We start from the raw sequence: 13,850 nt of genomic DNA, 5'->3' as shown, positions 1-13,850 counted from the left end.
TTTTAGGAAACATTATGGCCTATATTACTTTAAGGGATGTCCATCTCGCATTTGGCGGACCTGCCCTACTCGACGGCGCGAATTTCAGCCTAGAACGTGGCGAACGAGTCTGTTTAATTGGTCGTAATGGCGAAGGTAAGTCTACTTTATTAAAACTGATTGAGGGAAGTCTCTTACCTGATAACGGTGAAGTTTCAATTCAAAATGGTTTAACTGTTTCAATGTTAGCCCAAGACGTCCCAATGGACTCAGGTAAAGTCGCCGACATCGTGGCAGATGGTGCAGGCGAAGCAGCCATTGTGCTCAAAGAATACCATGAAGCAAGCGATGCCTGCGTTTTGGGTGATATGGATGCCTGTGATCGCATGGGGATGTTGCAACATAAACTCGATCAGTTGGATGGCTGGGCATTAGAAAATAAGGTCAACTCGATTCTGAGCAAAATGGGACTTGATCCCGATGCTGATTTAGCAGATTTATCAGGGGGACGTAAACGTCGCGTATTGTTGGCGCGCGCCCTACTGACTCAACCAGATGTACTACTACTCGACGAACCAACCAACCATTTGGACGTGGAAAGTATCGAATGGTTAGAAAAGTTTTTAATGGATCAAAATAATCTGACCCTGTTGTTTATTTCGCATGACCGTTCATTTGTCGACAGCATTGCCACCCGTATTGTCGAGCTTGATCGCGGGATTCTGCGTAGCTACGAAGGTAACTATTCTCGTTATCTCGATCTCAAAGCCCAACAAATGGAAGCAGAAGAAAAACAGAATGCTTTATTTGATAAAAAGTTAGCGGAAGAAGAGGCTTGGATTCGTCAAGGTATTAAGGCACGTCGTACCCGTAATGAAGGTCGTGTCCGTGCGTTGAAAGACTTACGTGAACAATCTAAAGCACGTCGTTCACAACAAGGCAAGGTCAGCATGGCAACACAAGAAGCCAATCGCTCTGGTAAATTAGTATTTGAAATTGAACATTTGAGTGTCAGCTATGGTGCGCAGCCACTGATTAACGACTTCTCGGCGATCGTCCTGCGCGGTGATCGTATTGGTTTGGTGGGTGACAATGGTGTCGGCAAAACCACATTGATCAAAGCCATTTTAGGTGAAATCGAGCATGGCGGTTTGGTTAAAACGGGAACACAACTCGAAGTTGCCTATTTTGACCAGTTGCGTAATGCCTTAGACCTTGAAAAAACCGTCATGGCCAACGTTTCAGAAGGTTCTGATTTTGTTGATGTGAATGGTAACCGTCGTCATATCTATAGTTATTTACAAGACTTTTTATTCTCACCAGAACGTGCACGCACCCCAGTTAAAGCACTTTCAGGGGGTGAAAGAAACCGTATCTTGTTGGCAAAACTTCTGCTTAAACCATCGAATTTAATCGTCATGGATGAACCAACCAATGACTTGGATATGGTGACCCTTGAGCTGCTTGAAGAGATGCTGTCTGACTATAAAGGTACTTTGCTGTTGATCTCGCATGACCGTGCCTTTATGGACAATGTCGTGACCTCGACTTGGGTATTTGATGGTAAAGGTAACATTGATGAATACATCGGTGGCTATCAAGACTATTTGGAACAGCGCCCAGATCAGAAGGTGGTTGATCAGAAAAGTGATGTAAAAAAAGCGCAAGCCAAAGCAGAAGCGGCCGCAGCACCTAAAAAGGTAAAACTCAGTTATAAAGATCAGCGTGAGCTTGAACAACTGCCTGCTGAGATTGAAAAACTGGAAACCGAGCAAACAGAATTGTCGGCAAAACTGGCAGATGGCTCATGGTTTGTCAGTGATGCCAATGCAGCAACCGCAGCCAGCCAACGTCTGGCGGAAATTGAAGAAGTATTGCTTGAAAAATTGGAACGCTGGGACATTTTAGAAAATATGTCGAAAGGCAACTAAATCGATGAAGCATTTACTCTTTCGAGAGTAAATGCTTCACTGCATTCGATTAAGTTTACGCTAAATCAAAATCTTGTTTCAAAGATTGGTAAATATTAAAATTTTCATCATCAAAACAAACAAAAACAACCTCTTGTACAAATATTCCCGTTCTGAGTTGTTCAGCAATGATTTTTAACGCGATCTGTGCAGCAAGCTGTTTGGGAAAGCGATAAATCCCAGTTGAAATATTTGGAAATGCAAGGCTTTGTAGTTTCAACTCTTCTGCTAATTTAAAACTATTCCGATAAGCATTTTCTAATAGCACGACTTCCTGATGTTGCCCCTCACCCCATGTCGGTCCAACTGTATGAATGACATATTTCGCAGGTAGATTTCCTGCACTGGTCACGACCGCTTCGCCAACTGCACAACCACCTTGCTTAGCACGGATTTTTTGACAATCTGTCAAAATCGCTGCGCCACCACGACGATGAATCGCACCATCTACACCTCCACCGCCTAGGAGTGAAGTATTGGCTGCATTCACAATTGCATCTACTGCGATTTGGGTAATATCCCCTTTGATTATTCTGATACTTTTCAAAAGACTCCCCTTTTCATTGTGATATATAAGAGATCGCGAACGATAAAAACAGCTTGAGTTTTATTTTACATTTAAAGTTGCCAAACTCACTTCATGTTACACTGCTCTGAAATTCAACGTTATTCTCTTTACTAAGTTTATGAGTCAAAATCAGTCTTATATCCCTGGCGAATTTCAATGGAAATTTCTATTACCCAAATACTGGAAAATTTGGATCGCCATTCTCTTTCTCATGCTATTGGCCATTCTCCCATGGGCAATTCAGTGGCGCTTGGCACATGGTTTAGCTGCTTTATGCTGGCGTTTACTCAAGTCACGCCGTAAAACCACGCTTCGAAATTTAGAGCTATGTTTTCCAGAATGGTCTCCTGCTGAAATTGAAGCCCAAGCAAAACAAGTCTTCGTCGATATGATGCTTGGGATGTTTGAAACACTGAATGCCTGGTATTGTCCAAAATGGTTTAAAGACCGTCATAGTATTGAAGGTTTAGAGCACATTACTCATGCAAAAGCACAAGGCAAAGGTGTGTTATTGCTTGGAACACACAGTACTTTGCTGGATGCAGGCGGTTATATTTGTTCGCAATATTTCGAACCCGATGTGGTGTACCGCCCACAGAACAATCCGATGCTAGACATGCTGATTTATCGTTGCCGTGCCACCATTTATCAACACCAGATTGATCATGATGATATGCGCGGATTGATTCGCCGACTCAAAGATGGCGGTGCGATTTGGTATAGTCCAGATCAAGATTTTGGATTAAAACAAGGGGTTATGGCCCCATTCTTTGGTGTTCCTGCTGCAACCGTCACGGCACATCGCCGCTTATTAAAAATCTCTAAAGCAGTCGCCATTCCCTTATATTTCTACCGGTATGGCGATGTTCGCAATCCACAATATAAAGTGCTGATTGAACCGATTGTCGAAAACATGCCAAGTGAAAATGAAGTCGATGATGCGGTTCGCGTGAATAAAATTATCGAGGCTCAACTTCGTATTGCCCCAACCCAATGGATGTGGTTCCACCGTCGTTTTAAAAACAGAGCTGAAGGTTACGACAAAATCTATTAATACAAAAAAGAGCCACTGCATAAATAGAAGTGGCTCTTTTCTAAAACAGTAACAATAATTTAGTTCGGAAATATCACCCCAGTACTTAAATCAAAATAAGTTGGCGTGTTGCTATACACTGAACCGAGTTTGACATTGATGAACCAACCTAAATTCCCCTGATCTTGTAAGCGATTTTGGATTTCACTCGGTAGATCAAGTTTATAAATCGCATCTTCTTTAAATACTTTAGATTCAATATTGGCAGTACTAGCACTATCGCGCTCAAATAAATAGCCTTTGGTATTATAGAATTCAACTGCATTGTCTTTATCAATTAAATGATAACCTTCAGCCGCTTGTTGCTTCAGTAATAGATCAAGCTTGGTTGGATTATCCTCATAAAAACCAGCTGGTGTGGTTGGCATTTCAAAATAGCGATACGAATAGGTTCCGTTGTGGATACTACTGTTTACACAAGTAGGTACATAAAACGTATCATTGGTTGTACCATTATTGGTAAAAGTACTACCTGCAAAAACCAGCTTACAACCCTGCGCCCCTAAGGTATTAAAGGCCTCTAAAATAACAGATCGGGTCGCCTGACTGGCTAATATGAACCGATTATCATAACTATAGGTTGCTGGTTTTTTATCATTTTTGACAAATAAATGTTTATAGGTATAGCTTGGATCTTCTCTCAGGTATGACTTATACGCAAAACCTAACGCACCTTGTTTTTTCATTTCCGCCAAACGCAGCAAATATCTATCGGCAACAATCCTGGTGGTTACATCTACGATTTTATAGCTATAGGTATCCGTTGAAGCATTATTTTTAACATACAAATTTTTAGGTTCGGGGAAATCACTATTTGCTTTTTTCACATCTAAAGAGGTGCCTGCCAAAGCAAAACCTTGTCCCCCCTGCTCATTGGCTTGCGCCAAGAAGTTCGCCCACGAACTTTGATTATCTAACAGACGATAACTTGCCGTTGCCTTCTTCACTGTTGGTTTCAATAAACTATAACCTTCGACATTAGTACGGGTATAACACGTCACTGTTTTTGATGGATCAACTGCGTCCATATAGGTTTGAATATCTTTTGCACTTGCCTTTTCGTTCACGGCGCACATGCCATCGCCCTTAAAGCCATATGCTGAGGCAAAGCCGTTTGGCCGATGTCGATCACTATATTTCACCCGATTGACTGTCGTTGTACCACTGGTCTCTGTAGTCGAAATTTCACTAATAAGCGCATCATCCGAAGCAACAGGATATGTTTTGATTACCGCTCCCGTACAATCCTCTTTTTCGAATTGACGAGTTTCAGTGGTAAAACGAACACTAGTATCTGACGTCTTATGCACTGTTAGATTTGAACGGCGTCCTTCAAAGCAGAAACCTCCTAACCATGAACCGACAAAACGATCAGCTACGACTGGGGTCGGTGTAGGCGTTGGAGTTGGTGTAGGTGTTGGAGTCGGTGTAGGCGTTGGGGTTGGGGTTGGGGTTGGCGTCGGTGTTGAATCCGAATCGTTATCAGATCCACAACCCACCAAGATTGCACAGGTCACGCTTAGTGCTAATTGTGTCCATATTTTTTTCATTGTATCACCCTCTGTGTGATTTTTTCACATATTGTGTATGTGAAAATTTAACACTTTTCTTCTTGAGTGCAAATATGTTTATGCGTAAATTAATAACGAAAGGTCAAAATCATTTTTATTGATGGTTCAAATGTATGGATATGCAAGAGAATTTAGCTAGACAGTTCAGTGCCTTACCGCTGGAATGGCAGCTATGGCTAGAAGAAAACCTAGAGCGAGGCTGCGCTCCGATCGAGTTGACCAATATTCTATTGCGTGAAGGATTGATTGATCTCAATAAAGAGTTTTCTACTCACATACAAATCGATGAGCAGCATTATCGTGATCTCGAAGACAGTGCAACAGAAAAACAGGCTCAGCTCAGCAGCGCTTTGAATACCCAACAAAAAAAATGGTTAGCGCTGGCGGTTTTAGATGGATCTCATAAAGCTTATATTTATCAATCCTTGCAGCAACAGGGATTGAGCGAAATTGATATTGCTTTTGAATTTGTACAATTAAAACAACATCCTTATTTTCAAATTGCTCAAGAACAGCATTTTTTAGTTAAAAAGCGTAATTGGTTGCTGCATACATTAGATCGCTTTGCTCGTTTAAATCCTGAATATCAACAGATCAGTCGTATTGCAAAACCCACTTTTTCCGATTTTATTCAGCATTATTACAGTCGAAATTTACCTGTGATTTTGACCAATTCAGTCCAACATTGGCCAGCTCTGCAAAAATGGTCACCCCAATATTTCAAGCAAACCGTAGGTACTCAAGAGATTGAAGTGCAATTCAATCGTGAGCAAGATCCCCTATTTGAACGCAACTCGACTCAACATAAAACTCAAATGCGGATGAGTGATTTCGTCGATTTAATCGAACAGACTCAACATTCCAATAATTTTTATATGACGGCAAATAATGCCAAAGCCAGTCAGTCCAGTTTGGCCGCATTATTTCAGGATATTGATCACTTTCATGGTTATACCGACCATACGCAGGTATATGACCGTAGTTTTATTTGGTTCGGGCCGAAAGGCGCATTTACCCCATTGCACCATGATCTGACCAACAACGTTCTAGTACAAATTTATGGTCGGAAAAAAGTAACACTGATTCCTGCGCTACAAACCCCGCATCTCTATAATGATGTTGCAGTATTTAGTAAAATCTCGGATCCCCATCACCCCAATGTGCTCGAATCATTTCCAGACTTTGCTCAAAGCAGTAAACTCGAATGCATTCTCAATGAGGGTGAAGCTTTATTTATTCCTCTCGGCTGGTGGCATTGTGTTGAGAGTTTAGATATTTCCATGAGTGTCTCTTTCACTCATTTTAATATCGACAATAGCGGGGCAGAATCATTTCCCTCCCCAACTTATGCTTAAAGTAATTTATATCGAATCTATTGTTAAGGTGATTGAATGGTAAAACCAACAGAACGAGTCAAGATAAGCAACGAACAATCTGGGCTTAATCTACAAGGCGTGATTCCACAAGATGCGGAAACGACATTGGAAAGTATCTTTCCAATGATGCAGCATATTGCACGTTGGTTGATTCATTCTGGTGTGGGCTATACTGATTTCGTTGCTGCCTTAAAGCCAATTTTTTATGCGCAAGCACTCGCAGAACTAGATCGAATTCAACAAAACAAAACCGATTCGGCCGTCAGTTTATTGTCAGGTCTACATCGCAAAGATGTCAGTGCTTTTAGACAGCAGACCCATCAGAATGAAACTGAAACACCCAATTTTGCCATCAGCGTGCCTGCACGCGTTATTGCGCGTTGGATCGCACTTGATCTGCCTCATCAAATTCCTGTTTCAGGTGAGGAAAATAGCTTTGAATCACTGGTCAGGCATATTTCAACAGAGAAACATCCACGTTCAATCTTGTTTGAATTACAGCGTTTGGGTGTCGTTGAACAAACTGGGCAAAATGTCATTCTGCAACAAAATAGCTTTACCCCCAATAACCAAATGCAAGAAAGTAAAACCCTGTTTTCAGCCAATCTCAGTGATCATTTGGCCGCAGGAATTGATAACTTTATTAGTGAAAAACCCTTTACGCATCTCGAACAAGCCGTACATGCGGAGAAATTAACCGCCCAATCGGTTGAAGCACTTCGACAGTTAAGTATCGAACTTTGGCAAGACATGGCAAAACAACTCTTAAATGCCGCGATCCAGCATTGTGAACAAGACCAAGAAAAAGATGATGCACATTATCAATTTCGATTTGGCGTTTACCAATACGATAGTCAGATAAAACTACAAGTGCCTTATATTTTTAAGGATAAATAAAAATGAGAAGCTTACTGCTGCCCTTTGTTACTCTAATCCCTTTAGTTAGCTTAACTGCTTGTGGAGAGAACTTTTCTGTCGCCAATGTCAGTCTTGGCGGAAGTGGATCTGGTACCCAGAAGCCCCTTCCTGGTGGTGACACTGGGGGAATTTCAAACCCGTCTACTGGTGATAAAGATGAAGTCTATGAATATGTAGTTGCTATTCCACAGGAAACCCAAGACACCTGCATGGGCATACAACGTAACATGCGCTTTATCGACTGGGAAACCAAACAAGCTTTACCAATCGGTCGTGTTCAGCAGATTAACATCACACCCTTACAAATTGAGATTAAGAACACCACACCCAATTATGTATATCAACTGGTTCCACTATGCAGCCCAATTGAATTTCAGCTTGACCAAACCCCCATGGCCTTTTCTCAACCATTAAGATGTGGTGCCGATCAAGATGAACTGCAAGTTCTTCGCCCATATGAAACACGTACTTATGAGCTGAACTTAACCTTTGCAGAAACCGAACTTCCATTCATCGTCAGTTACAACGCTTTTTACCAGACAGAACTACCAAAGGCAGATACAGCATGGAAAAAATGTGAGGCTGCGAAGATGGTCGTTCCTATTCATAAACGTCGTGTTCCAAAAGTGATTGGAACAGAAGAGCCAACAGAAAGCGTCCCTGAAATCCCAAGTGGTGATACAGCAGATTAAATATTGACTGATATTAAAAAATTAAAACCCGAGTTCTGCATCCTGCAAAACTCGGGTAAATGAGGTTGTGCTTTCACAATATTCTTATTATCCTGCGTCCATCGCATGCATCATATCCATGATGACTTTTCCATCTCAGCGTCGCTATCCGTAATCGGAATTCCATTCCTGCTTCCCTGTGCTGATGTATTTAGAATAAACCTTTTGCCGATGATGCACTATGCGTTGCAGACTTAAATCTATGTACGAAATAACGTACATTGATTAGTGAAACTTTAAAATCACCTCTCATCAACCCGATCAAATTTGATTAACTTTGCATCTGCTGCTTATGCGGTTGTGCTAAAGGATCGACTACTTTTTTCTCTTCTTTTTCAGCCTTTTCTATTCCCTCTTGTATCGCGTCTTGCGCATCCTGCTCATCCTCAGCCGTCTGCTCTAGAGCTTGTTGCTGTTGCTCGAAAACACGCCCTGTTTGCAATACTACATAAACAGGAAAATGATCTGAACCGATATGAGATAAGCGTTTCATTTCGACTAAACCAAAATCAGTACTATGAAAGATATGATCCAGTGACCATCTTAATAAAGGATAATCCGCATGGAAGGTATTCATAAAATAGCGTCCCACCCGCGGATCAAGTAAGCCACTAATCCGCTGAAATAAACGCGTTGTTCTCGACCAAGCCACATCATTCAAATCGCCCATCACAATGCAGCTCTGATCTAGATCTTTAATTTGATCCCCCACAATTAACAATTCTGCATCTCTTAATGTGGAATCTTTCGCCTCGGTTGGACTTGGTGGTTTTGGGTGCAAGCAGTACAACTGAACCTGTACACCCGACTCCAAAGTCAAACATGTATGAATAGAGGGAATTTCATCACTTAAGATGAATTTAACCTCAGTATTGTTTAAAGGTAAACGGCTATACAGATGCATCCCATATAGATTTTCTAAAGGAACAGGCACGCGAAATGGATAATCCTGTTCAATCTGACTCAATGCTTGCTGCCAAGCTGTATTGGATTCAAGTGTGAGTACAAGATCAGGTTTTAAAGTCTTGATCTGCTCGATTAACAGATGATATTTATGATTTGGTGTCAGTACATTGGCAACCAATAAGGAAATCTGTTGCTCAGGATTGGCTTGTGCCTTTTTCACTTTCTGGACCTGTTTTCGCCACAACGGGGTATAGGGCAAAATCATTTTTAATTGATAAGCAACTGCAGCCACCAACCCCAGGAAAAGTAGCTCTGTACTTAAAGTCCAATCAGATAGACCAAACAACATCGCAACAAGCGTAATGATCCCCAATGCTAAAATCTGCAATCTAGGAAAATCAGCACCCCGAATCCACCATTCATCTCTGGGAATCAAAGACCAAAAAGAAAGCCATATTACCAGTGCTGCGCAAATCTGAATCCATATCATGTTCATTTTTCTCTTAGGCGTAGCATAGATTTACAATAAAGTTGCCGCTTTATCAATTTTCTATCTAATATAAACAAGTTATTCCACTCAATAAATGCACTGTTTTATTTCTGTAAAGCTTGCAGTTGTGGGCACTTTTGATACACTCAAACCCCTTTAAAATTTTTTACATACCGAGGCACAATGACATGAAAGTAGGTCTGGTCGGTTGGCGTGGGATGGTTGGTTCTGTCCTCATGCAACGTATGGTTGAAGAGAATGATTTTGCTCATATCGAACCATTCTATTTTTCTACCAGTAATGCAGGTGGTGAAGCACCTGTATTTGGTGGTAAGACTGCCCCAGCACTTATGGATGCAACGGACATTAACAGTCTGAAGCAAATGGATGTCATTTTAACCTGTCAAGGTGGTGATTATACCTCTGAAGTTTTCCCAAAACTTAAAGCCGAAGGCTGGGATGGTTACTGGATTGATGCAGCATCGACTCTGCGTATGGCTGATGATGCCATTATCGTACTTGATCCAGTCAACTTAAATGTGATCAAAGATGGTTTAGTCAACGGTACTAAAACCTTTGTTGGCGGTAACTGTACCGTTTCATTAATGTTGATGGGATTAGGTTCACTGTTCCAAAACAATTTAGTGGAATGGGCGACCTCTATGACCTATCAGGCAGCATCTGGTGCAGGCGCACAGAACATGCGTGAACTGATCACGGGCATGGGTTATTTGTATAACAATACCAAAACGTTATTGGATGATCCTAAATCTGCAATTCTTGATATTGACCGTCAAATTGCGGACTTGCAACGTGGTGAAGGCTTCCCGAAAACAAACTTTGGCGTGCCATTGGCTGGTTCTTTGATTCCTTATATCGATAAACAGCTCGAAAGCGGTCAGTCGAAAGAAGAGTGGAAAGGTCAGGTTGAAACCAACAAGATCTTGGGCAATCAACAAATCGTTCCAATTGATGGTCACTGTGTCCGTATTGGTGCAATGCGCTGCCATTCCCAAGCAATTACATTGAAATTGAAAAAAGATGTGCCGCTTGATGAAATCGAGGACATGATTCGTAACTCTAGCCAATGGGCAAAAGTAGTGCCGAATACTCGTGAAGCATCTATGACTGATCTTACTCCTGTTGCGGTGACAGGTACTTTAACTGTTCCTGTTGGTCGTTTACGCAAGCTCAATATGGGTAAAGAATATCTTGGTGCATTCACTGTCGGTGATCAACTGCTTTGGGGTGCTGCTGAGCCATTACGCCGTATGCTTCGCATCTTGGTGGAATATAAGAACGCTTAAGCAAAAATGTCTAAAAATCAAAAGCCGATCACATTTGATCGGCTTTTTTATTGCGATGAAAGATGATTAATTTACAATTCATTTACATCACGGTAATGTATACTTTTTCCTGACTATAACATCACTTTTTCATGGATCGAGATGACTGTTTATAACAAATTAAAAATTGCCATTTTAGCCATATTTTCTTCGCAACATCTTTATGCGATTACACTTGATCCAGTACAAATCCAATCTGCGCCTGGTGAGTTACTCTATGCAGAAATGAGTTTCCACCAAGCGGATGCCAACTCGAAATTAGATGTCAGTTTGGCAACTCCAGAAGATTTATTAATGATAGGCGCTGCGCATCAGCCTCCTTCCAGTCTTAATTTTTTTACGCGCCGCAATAATCAAGGTGAAGGTGTGATTGTGATCACTTCATCACGCCCAATGACCGATGCGGAGCTGAATATTATTTTAAAAATTCAGGAAGGCGGTGCATCTCATTTAAAGCATATTCGCCAGCCAATGCGTCAGATCGCAAAAATACCTTCAGTTAAAAATGCAAATGAAAAATCACTGACACCTAAGTTTATTGTGAGTGAAAAAGACATTGCTTTAAACTTACCAGAAAGTACACGATTTAATGTTGCAAATACAACTCCACAACCTCAGGGCTTAAAACAAGAAAAACTCCTCAACGCACCTTTTGCTCTTCCACCTATATTAGAGACATCAAAGCCAGCAGTCACAACAACTGCAAATACCAGTGCTATTCCGATTGCTTCAACAGTTAAAGCAGGAACAATGGCGACCGCAACAGCTACACCACAGCCAACCACACCTGTTGCAGAACAAACCAAACCTCAGCCAGCAACAGCACCACTGAAACAAGAAACAACTCAAGCAACTCTGCCGCCAACAGCGACCAAGAGCAGCGAAGCGCTTGATACTGAATTAAAAACTACGGATTTAAAAACAGTCGCATTAAAAGAAAAAGATAAAGCACAAAATCAGGTTAAAGAAACTATTCAATCTGCCAAGAAAAAAGCCCCAACAAGCCCAGCATCAACTCCGAATAATGAAAACAACCAAAAACATACAGTCCAACGCAATGAGTCGTTATGGAGTATTGCACAACGCATTGCAGGGCAAACTCATCAACCTGTCTCCAAAGTCATGAATCAAATCAAAGCACAAAATGAGCATGCTTTTATTGGGGGTAATGCCAATCGTCTTAGACAGGGCTCAAATTTAAACTTTAATCTTGCTGCAACAACAACGCAGCAGAATAAGAGTGCCAATCAAATTGCAGCACAAACACAAGGTCCAGCAGCAGGAAAAGCCAAATATCGTTTACAACAAGCTGAAATGTCTTTAGTCGCAGAAAGTAATCAAGATTCCAGTACTGGAAGTGCCAAAAAAGACACATTACAGCAAAAAACCAGTGCCGATTTATCATTAAAAGTTATGACAGCACGAGAAAAAACCGTTACATTACAAAGAAACGTAACACAGTTAGAATTGGCACTACGTCAGAAGGAACAACGTATTCACCTGCTAAATGCTCGGCTTGCCGAACTCCAAGATCAGTTGAAAGCGCAACAGGACACTAAAAAGCCAACACGCTAGGTTGCGAGAATATTCTCATAAATTTGCATAAAAGCGGCTCTATCTTTAAGGGGTATAGATCATGTCAACTATAATCATTGTACTGCTCGTCATTGTACTGATTGTAGCTATCGTTTTAAAAAAACGTGAAAGCAATCAAGCCAATACTGCGCCTAAAAAAGGTGCAAGTAAAACGACAAAAAAAGCAGCGACAAGATCGGCTTCGCGTACCACACTGGTCCGAGAAGAACAAGAATATGCCCCACCAGCGACAACTGCTATTTCTGAAAGTTTGCGTCAAAAGCTTGAGCAACAAATTCAAACTGGAAATTTACAATCCGCTGAAGCTCAAATCAATCAAGCCTTAAAGCAAGATAACTCTCAACATGAACTTTATCTCTTTTTACTTGATCTTCATTTGAAGCAAAAAGATGATTTAGCGATTGATCAATTGATCAAACATATCCATGCCTTAAAACTTGAAGATATTGCACAAGCAGCTGAAGCAAAACGTCGTGAATACGAACAGAATAAACAACCTGACTCGATTGAATTTAACTCAGCGATTCATGGTTTTCATCAAACCCACACGCCAGCTGAATCGAATACGCAAAACAATACGGCCCATTTCGATGCTTTAGTTCAAACGCCAACAGCACAGTCTTTTGATGATTTACAGTCAGAATATGCAGCACCTGCCGAAGAAGCAAAGCCTGTTGAACCTGTACCTGAAGTTCAACCTTTGGACTTTGATTTTTCTTTTCAGCAAAAAGAAGCTGTTGAACCAGTACAGGTTCCCGTCGAAGCACCTGAAAGTAAGCAACAGCAACCACTTGAATTTTCTTTTAATTTAGAGCCAAATACTGCTGCTCCAGTTGAAGCAACCAAAACTGAAGAAACAACACCTGAACTCGACTTTAATTTTTCAAACTTAAACGTCGACTCAAATCAAACAAAATCACAAGAGCCTATTGCAGAAACTGCACCAAGCTTAGATTTTAATTTTGAACCGACATTAGCTAAAACAGAACCTCAACCGTCAATTGAAACCCCAGCGTTTTCGTTTGAAGTTGCAGAACCTGCTGCCGTAGCTGAACCCAAAATTGAGGTTGCTGCCCCTGCTACGACGACACCTCATGTTGTAGTCAATGATCCTTTAGCACAATCATTTCCAGACCTTCAACAACTTGATGAAGCACAGCTTAATTTAGAGCTTGCAGAGCAGTATATTGAACTGGGTGCTTATGATTCTGCTCGTGAATTGTTAAAAAACAACCCGTCATTTAATGCAGAGCAACAACAACGTTCAGAAAATTTACTGAATAAAATAGCTTCCTGAATTTGATCA

General features: G+C 41.2%; 11 protein-coding genes. 8 read left to right on the top strand and 3 right to left on the bottom strand.

Features of this window, described 5'->3' with window-relative positions; genetic code table 11:
- Window positions 1-14 precede the first annotated feature (14 nt).
- Window positions 15-1,910 (top strand): ATP-binding cassette domain-containing protein, encoded by a 1,896-nt coding sequence (locus tag F909_RS00250; RefSeq protein ID WP_005155132.1) that lies wholly within the window; start codon window positions 15-17, stop codon window positions 1,908-1,910.
- Window positions 1,911-1,965: 55 nt separating this feature from the next.
- On the opposite strand, the gene F909_RS00255 is transcribed toward F909_RS00250, so the two are convergent.
- Window positions 1,966-2,496 carry an O-acetyl-ADP-ribose deacetylase gene (locus tag F909_RS00255; protein ID WP_005155131.1) on the bottom strand — a complete coding sequence of 177 codons (531 nt, stop codon included), beginning with the start codon at window positions 2,494-2,496 and terminating at the stop codon, window positions 1,966-1,968.
- 139 nt (window positions 2,497-2,635) lie between these two features.
- Between F909_RS00255 and F909_RS00260 the strand changes: the two genes are divergently transcribed.
- A complete protein-coding gene (locus F909_RS00260) occupies window positions 2,636-3,571 on the top strand; it encodes an LpxL/LpxP family acyltransferase (protein ID WP_005155129.1) in 936 nt (311 codons plus the stop codon).
- A gap of 59 nt (window positions 3,572-3,630) precedes the next feature.
- On the opposite strand, the gene F909_RS00265 is transcribed toward F909_RS00260, so the two are convergent.
- Window positions 3,631-5,160 (bottom strand): PT dipeptide repeat lipoprotein, encoded by a 1,530-nt coding sequence (locus F909_RS00265; RefSeq protein ID WP_005155125.1) that lies wholly within the window; start codon window positions 5,158-5,160, stop codon window positions 3,631-3,633.
- 134 nt (window positions 5,161-5,294) lie between these two features.
- Here F909_RS00265 and F909_RS00270 point away from each other — a divergent pair, with 134 nt between their 5' ends.
- Genes F909_RS00270 through F909_RS00280 form a run of 3 tightly spaced genes read left to right on the top strand, consistent with a single transcriptional unit; the run spans window position 5,295 to window position 8,167 of the window.
- Window positions 5,295-6,536, top strand: coding sequence for a cupin-like domain-containing protein (locus tag F909_RS00270; RefSeq protein WP_005155124.1), 1,242 nt, complete (start codon window positions 5,295-5,297; stop codon window positions 6,534-6,536).
- Between the two features lie 36 nt (window positions 6,537-6,572).
- Window positions 6,573-7,454 (top strand): DUF6502 family protein, encoded by an 882-nt coding sequence (locus F909_RS00275; RefSeq protein ID WP_005155122.1) that lies wholly within the window; start codon window positions 6,573-6,575, stop codon window positions 7,452-7,454.
- Between the two features lie 2 nt (window positions 7,455-7,456).
- Window positions 7,457-8,167 carry a hypothetical protein gene (locus tag F909_RS00280; protein ID WP_005155121.1) on the top strand — a complete coding sequence of 237 codons (711 nt, stop codon included), beginning with the start codon at window positions 7,457-7,459 and terminating at the stop codon, window positions 8,165-8,167.
- Between the two features lie 310 nt (window positions 8,168-8,477).
- On the opposite strand, the gene F909_RS00285 is transcribed toward F909_RS00280, so the two are convergent.
- On the bottom strand, window positions 8,478-9,602 hold the full coding sequence (locus F909_RS00285) for an endonuclease/exonuclease/phosphatase family protein (RefSeq protein WP_005155119.1): 1,125 nt from the start codon (window positions 9,600-9,602) through the stop codon (window positions 8,478-8,480).
- A gap of 188 nt (window positions 9,603-9,790) precedes the next feature.
- Here F909_RS00285 and asd point away from each other — a divergent pair, with 188 nt between their 5' ends.
- The 3 genes from asd (at window position 9,791) to F909_RS00300 (ending at window position 13,841) form a co-directional block, all read left to right on the top strand.
- Window positions 9,791-10,909 carry an aspartate-semialdehyde dehydrogenase gene (gene asd / locus F909_RS00290; protein ID WP_005155117.1) on the top strand — a complete coding sequence of 373 codons (1,119 nt, stop codon included), beginning with the start codon at window positions 9,791-9,793 and terminating at the stop codon, window positions 10,907-10,909.
- Between the two features lie 141 nt (window positions 10,910-11,050).
- The gene (locus F909_RS00295) at window positions 11,051-12,523 is read left to right on the top strand and encodes a FimV/HubP-related protein (protein WP_005155114.1); all 1,473 of its coding nucleotides are present in this window, start codon (window positions 11,051-11,053) and stop codon (window positions 12,521-12,523) included.
- Window positions 12,524-12,584: 61 nt separating this feature from the next.
- Window positions 12,585-13,841 (top strand): hypothetical protein, encoded by a 1,257-nt coding sequence (locus tag F909_RS00300; RefSeq protein ID WP_005155113.1) that lies wholly within the window; start codon window positions 12,585-12,587, stop codon window positions 13,839-13,841.
- Window positions 13,842-13,850: the final 9 nt, after the last annotated feature.

It is taken from the genome of Acinetobacter sp. ANC 3929 (assembly GCF_000369405.1).
Classification (GTDB): Bacteria; Pseudomonadota; Gammaproteobacteria; order Pseudomonadales; family Moraxellaceae; genus Acinetobacter.
The sequence above is the reverse complement of the archived record's forward strand: the minus strand, read 5'-3'. Positions and strand labels throughout refer to the sequence as shown.

What these genes read in the sequence shown, in the direction of transcription:
- F909_RS00265 (WP_005155125.1), bottom strand. Translation starts at nt 5,160, where the DNA reads ATGAAAAAAATATGGACACAATTAGCACTAAGCGTGACCTGTGCAATC.
- asd (WP_005155117.1), top strand. Translation starts at nt 9,791, where the DNA reads ATGAAAGTAGGTCTGGTCGGTTGGCGTGGGATGGTTGGTTCTGTCCTC.
- F909_RS00275 (WP_005155122.1), top strand. Translation starts at nt 6,573, where the DNA reads ATGGTAAAACCAACAGAACGAGTCAAGATAAGCAACGAACAATCTGGG.
- F909_RS00260 (WP_005155129.1), top strand. Translation starts at nt 2,636, where the DNA reads ATGAGTCAAAATCAGTCTTATATCCCTGGCGAATTTCAATGGAAATTT.
- F909_RS00300 (WP_005155113.1), top strand. Translation starts at nt 12,585, where the DNA reads ATGTCAACTATAATCATTGTACTGCTCGTCATTGTACTGATTGTAGCT.
- F909_RS00250 (WP_005155132.1), top strand. Translation starts at nt 15, where the DNA reads ATGGCCTATATTACTTTAAGGGATGTCCATCTCGCATTTGGCGGACCT.
- F909_RS00295 (WP_005155114.1), top strand. Translation starts at nt 11,051, where the DNA reads ATGACTGTTTATAACAAATTAAAAATTGCCATTTTAGCCATATTTTCT.
- F909_RS00280 (WP_005155121.1), top strand. Translation starts at nt 7,457, where the DNA reads ATGAGAAGCTTACTGCTGCCCTTTGTTACTCTAATCCCTTTAGTTAGC.
- F909_RS00270 (WP_005155124.1), top strand. Translation starts at nt 5,295, where the DNA reads ATGGATATGCAAGAGAATTTAGCTAGACAGTTCAGTGCCTTACCGCTG.
- F909_RS00285 (WP_005155119.1), bottom strand. Translation starts at nt 9,602, where the DNA reads ATGATATGGATTCAGATTTGCGCAGCACTGGTAATATGGCTTTCTTTT.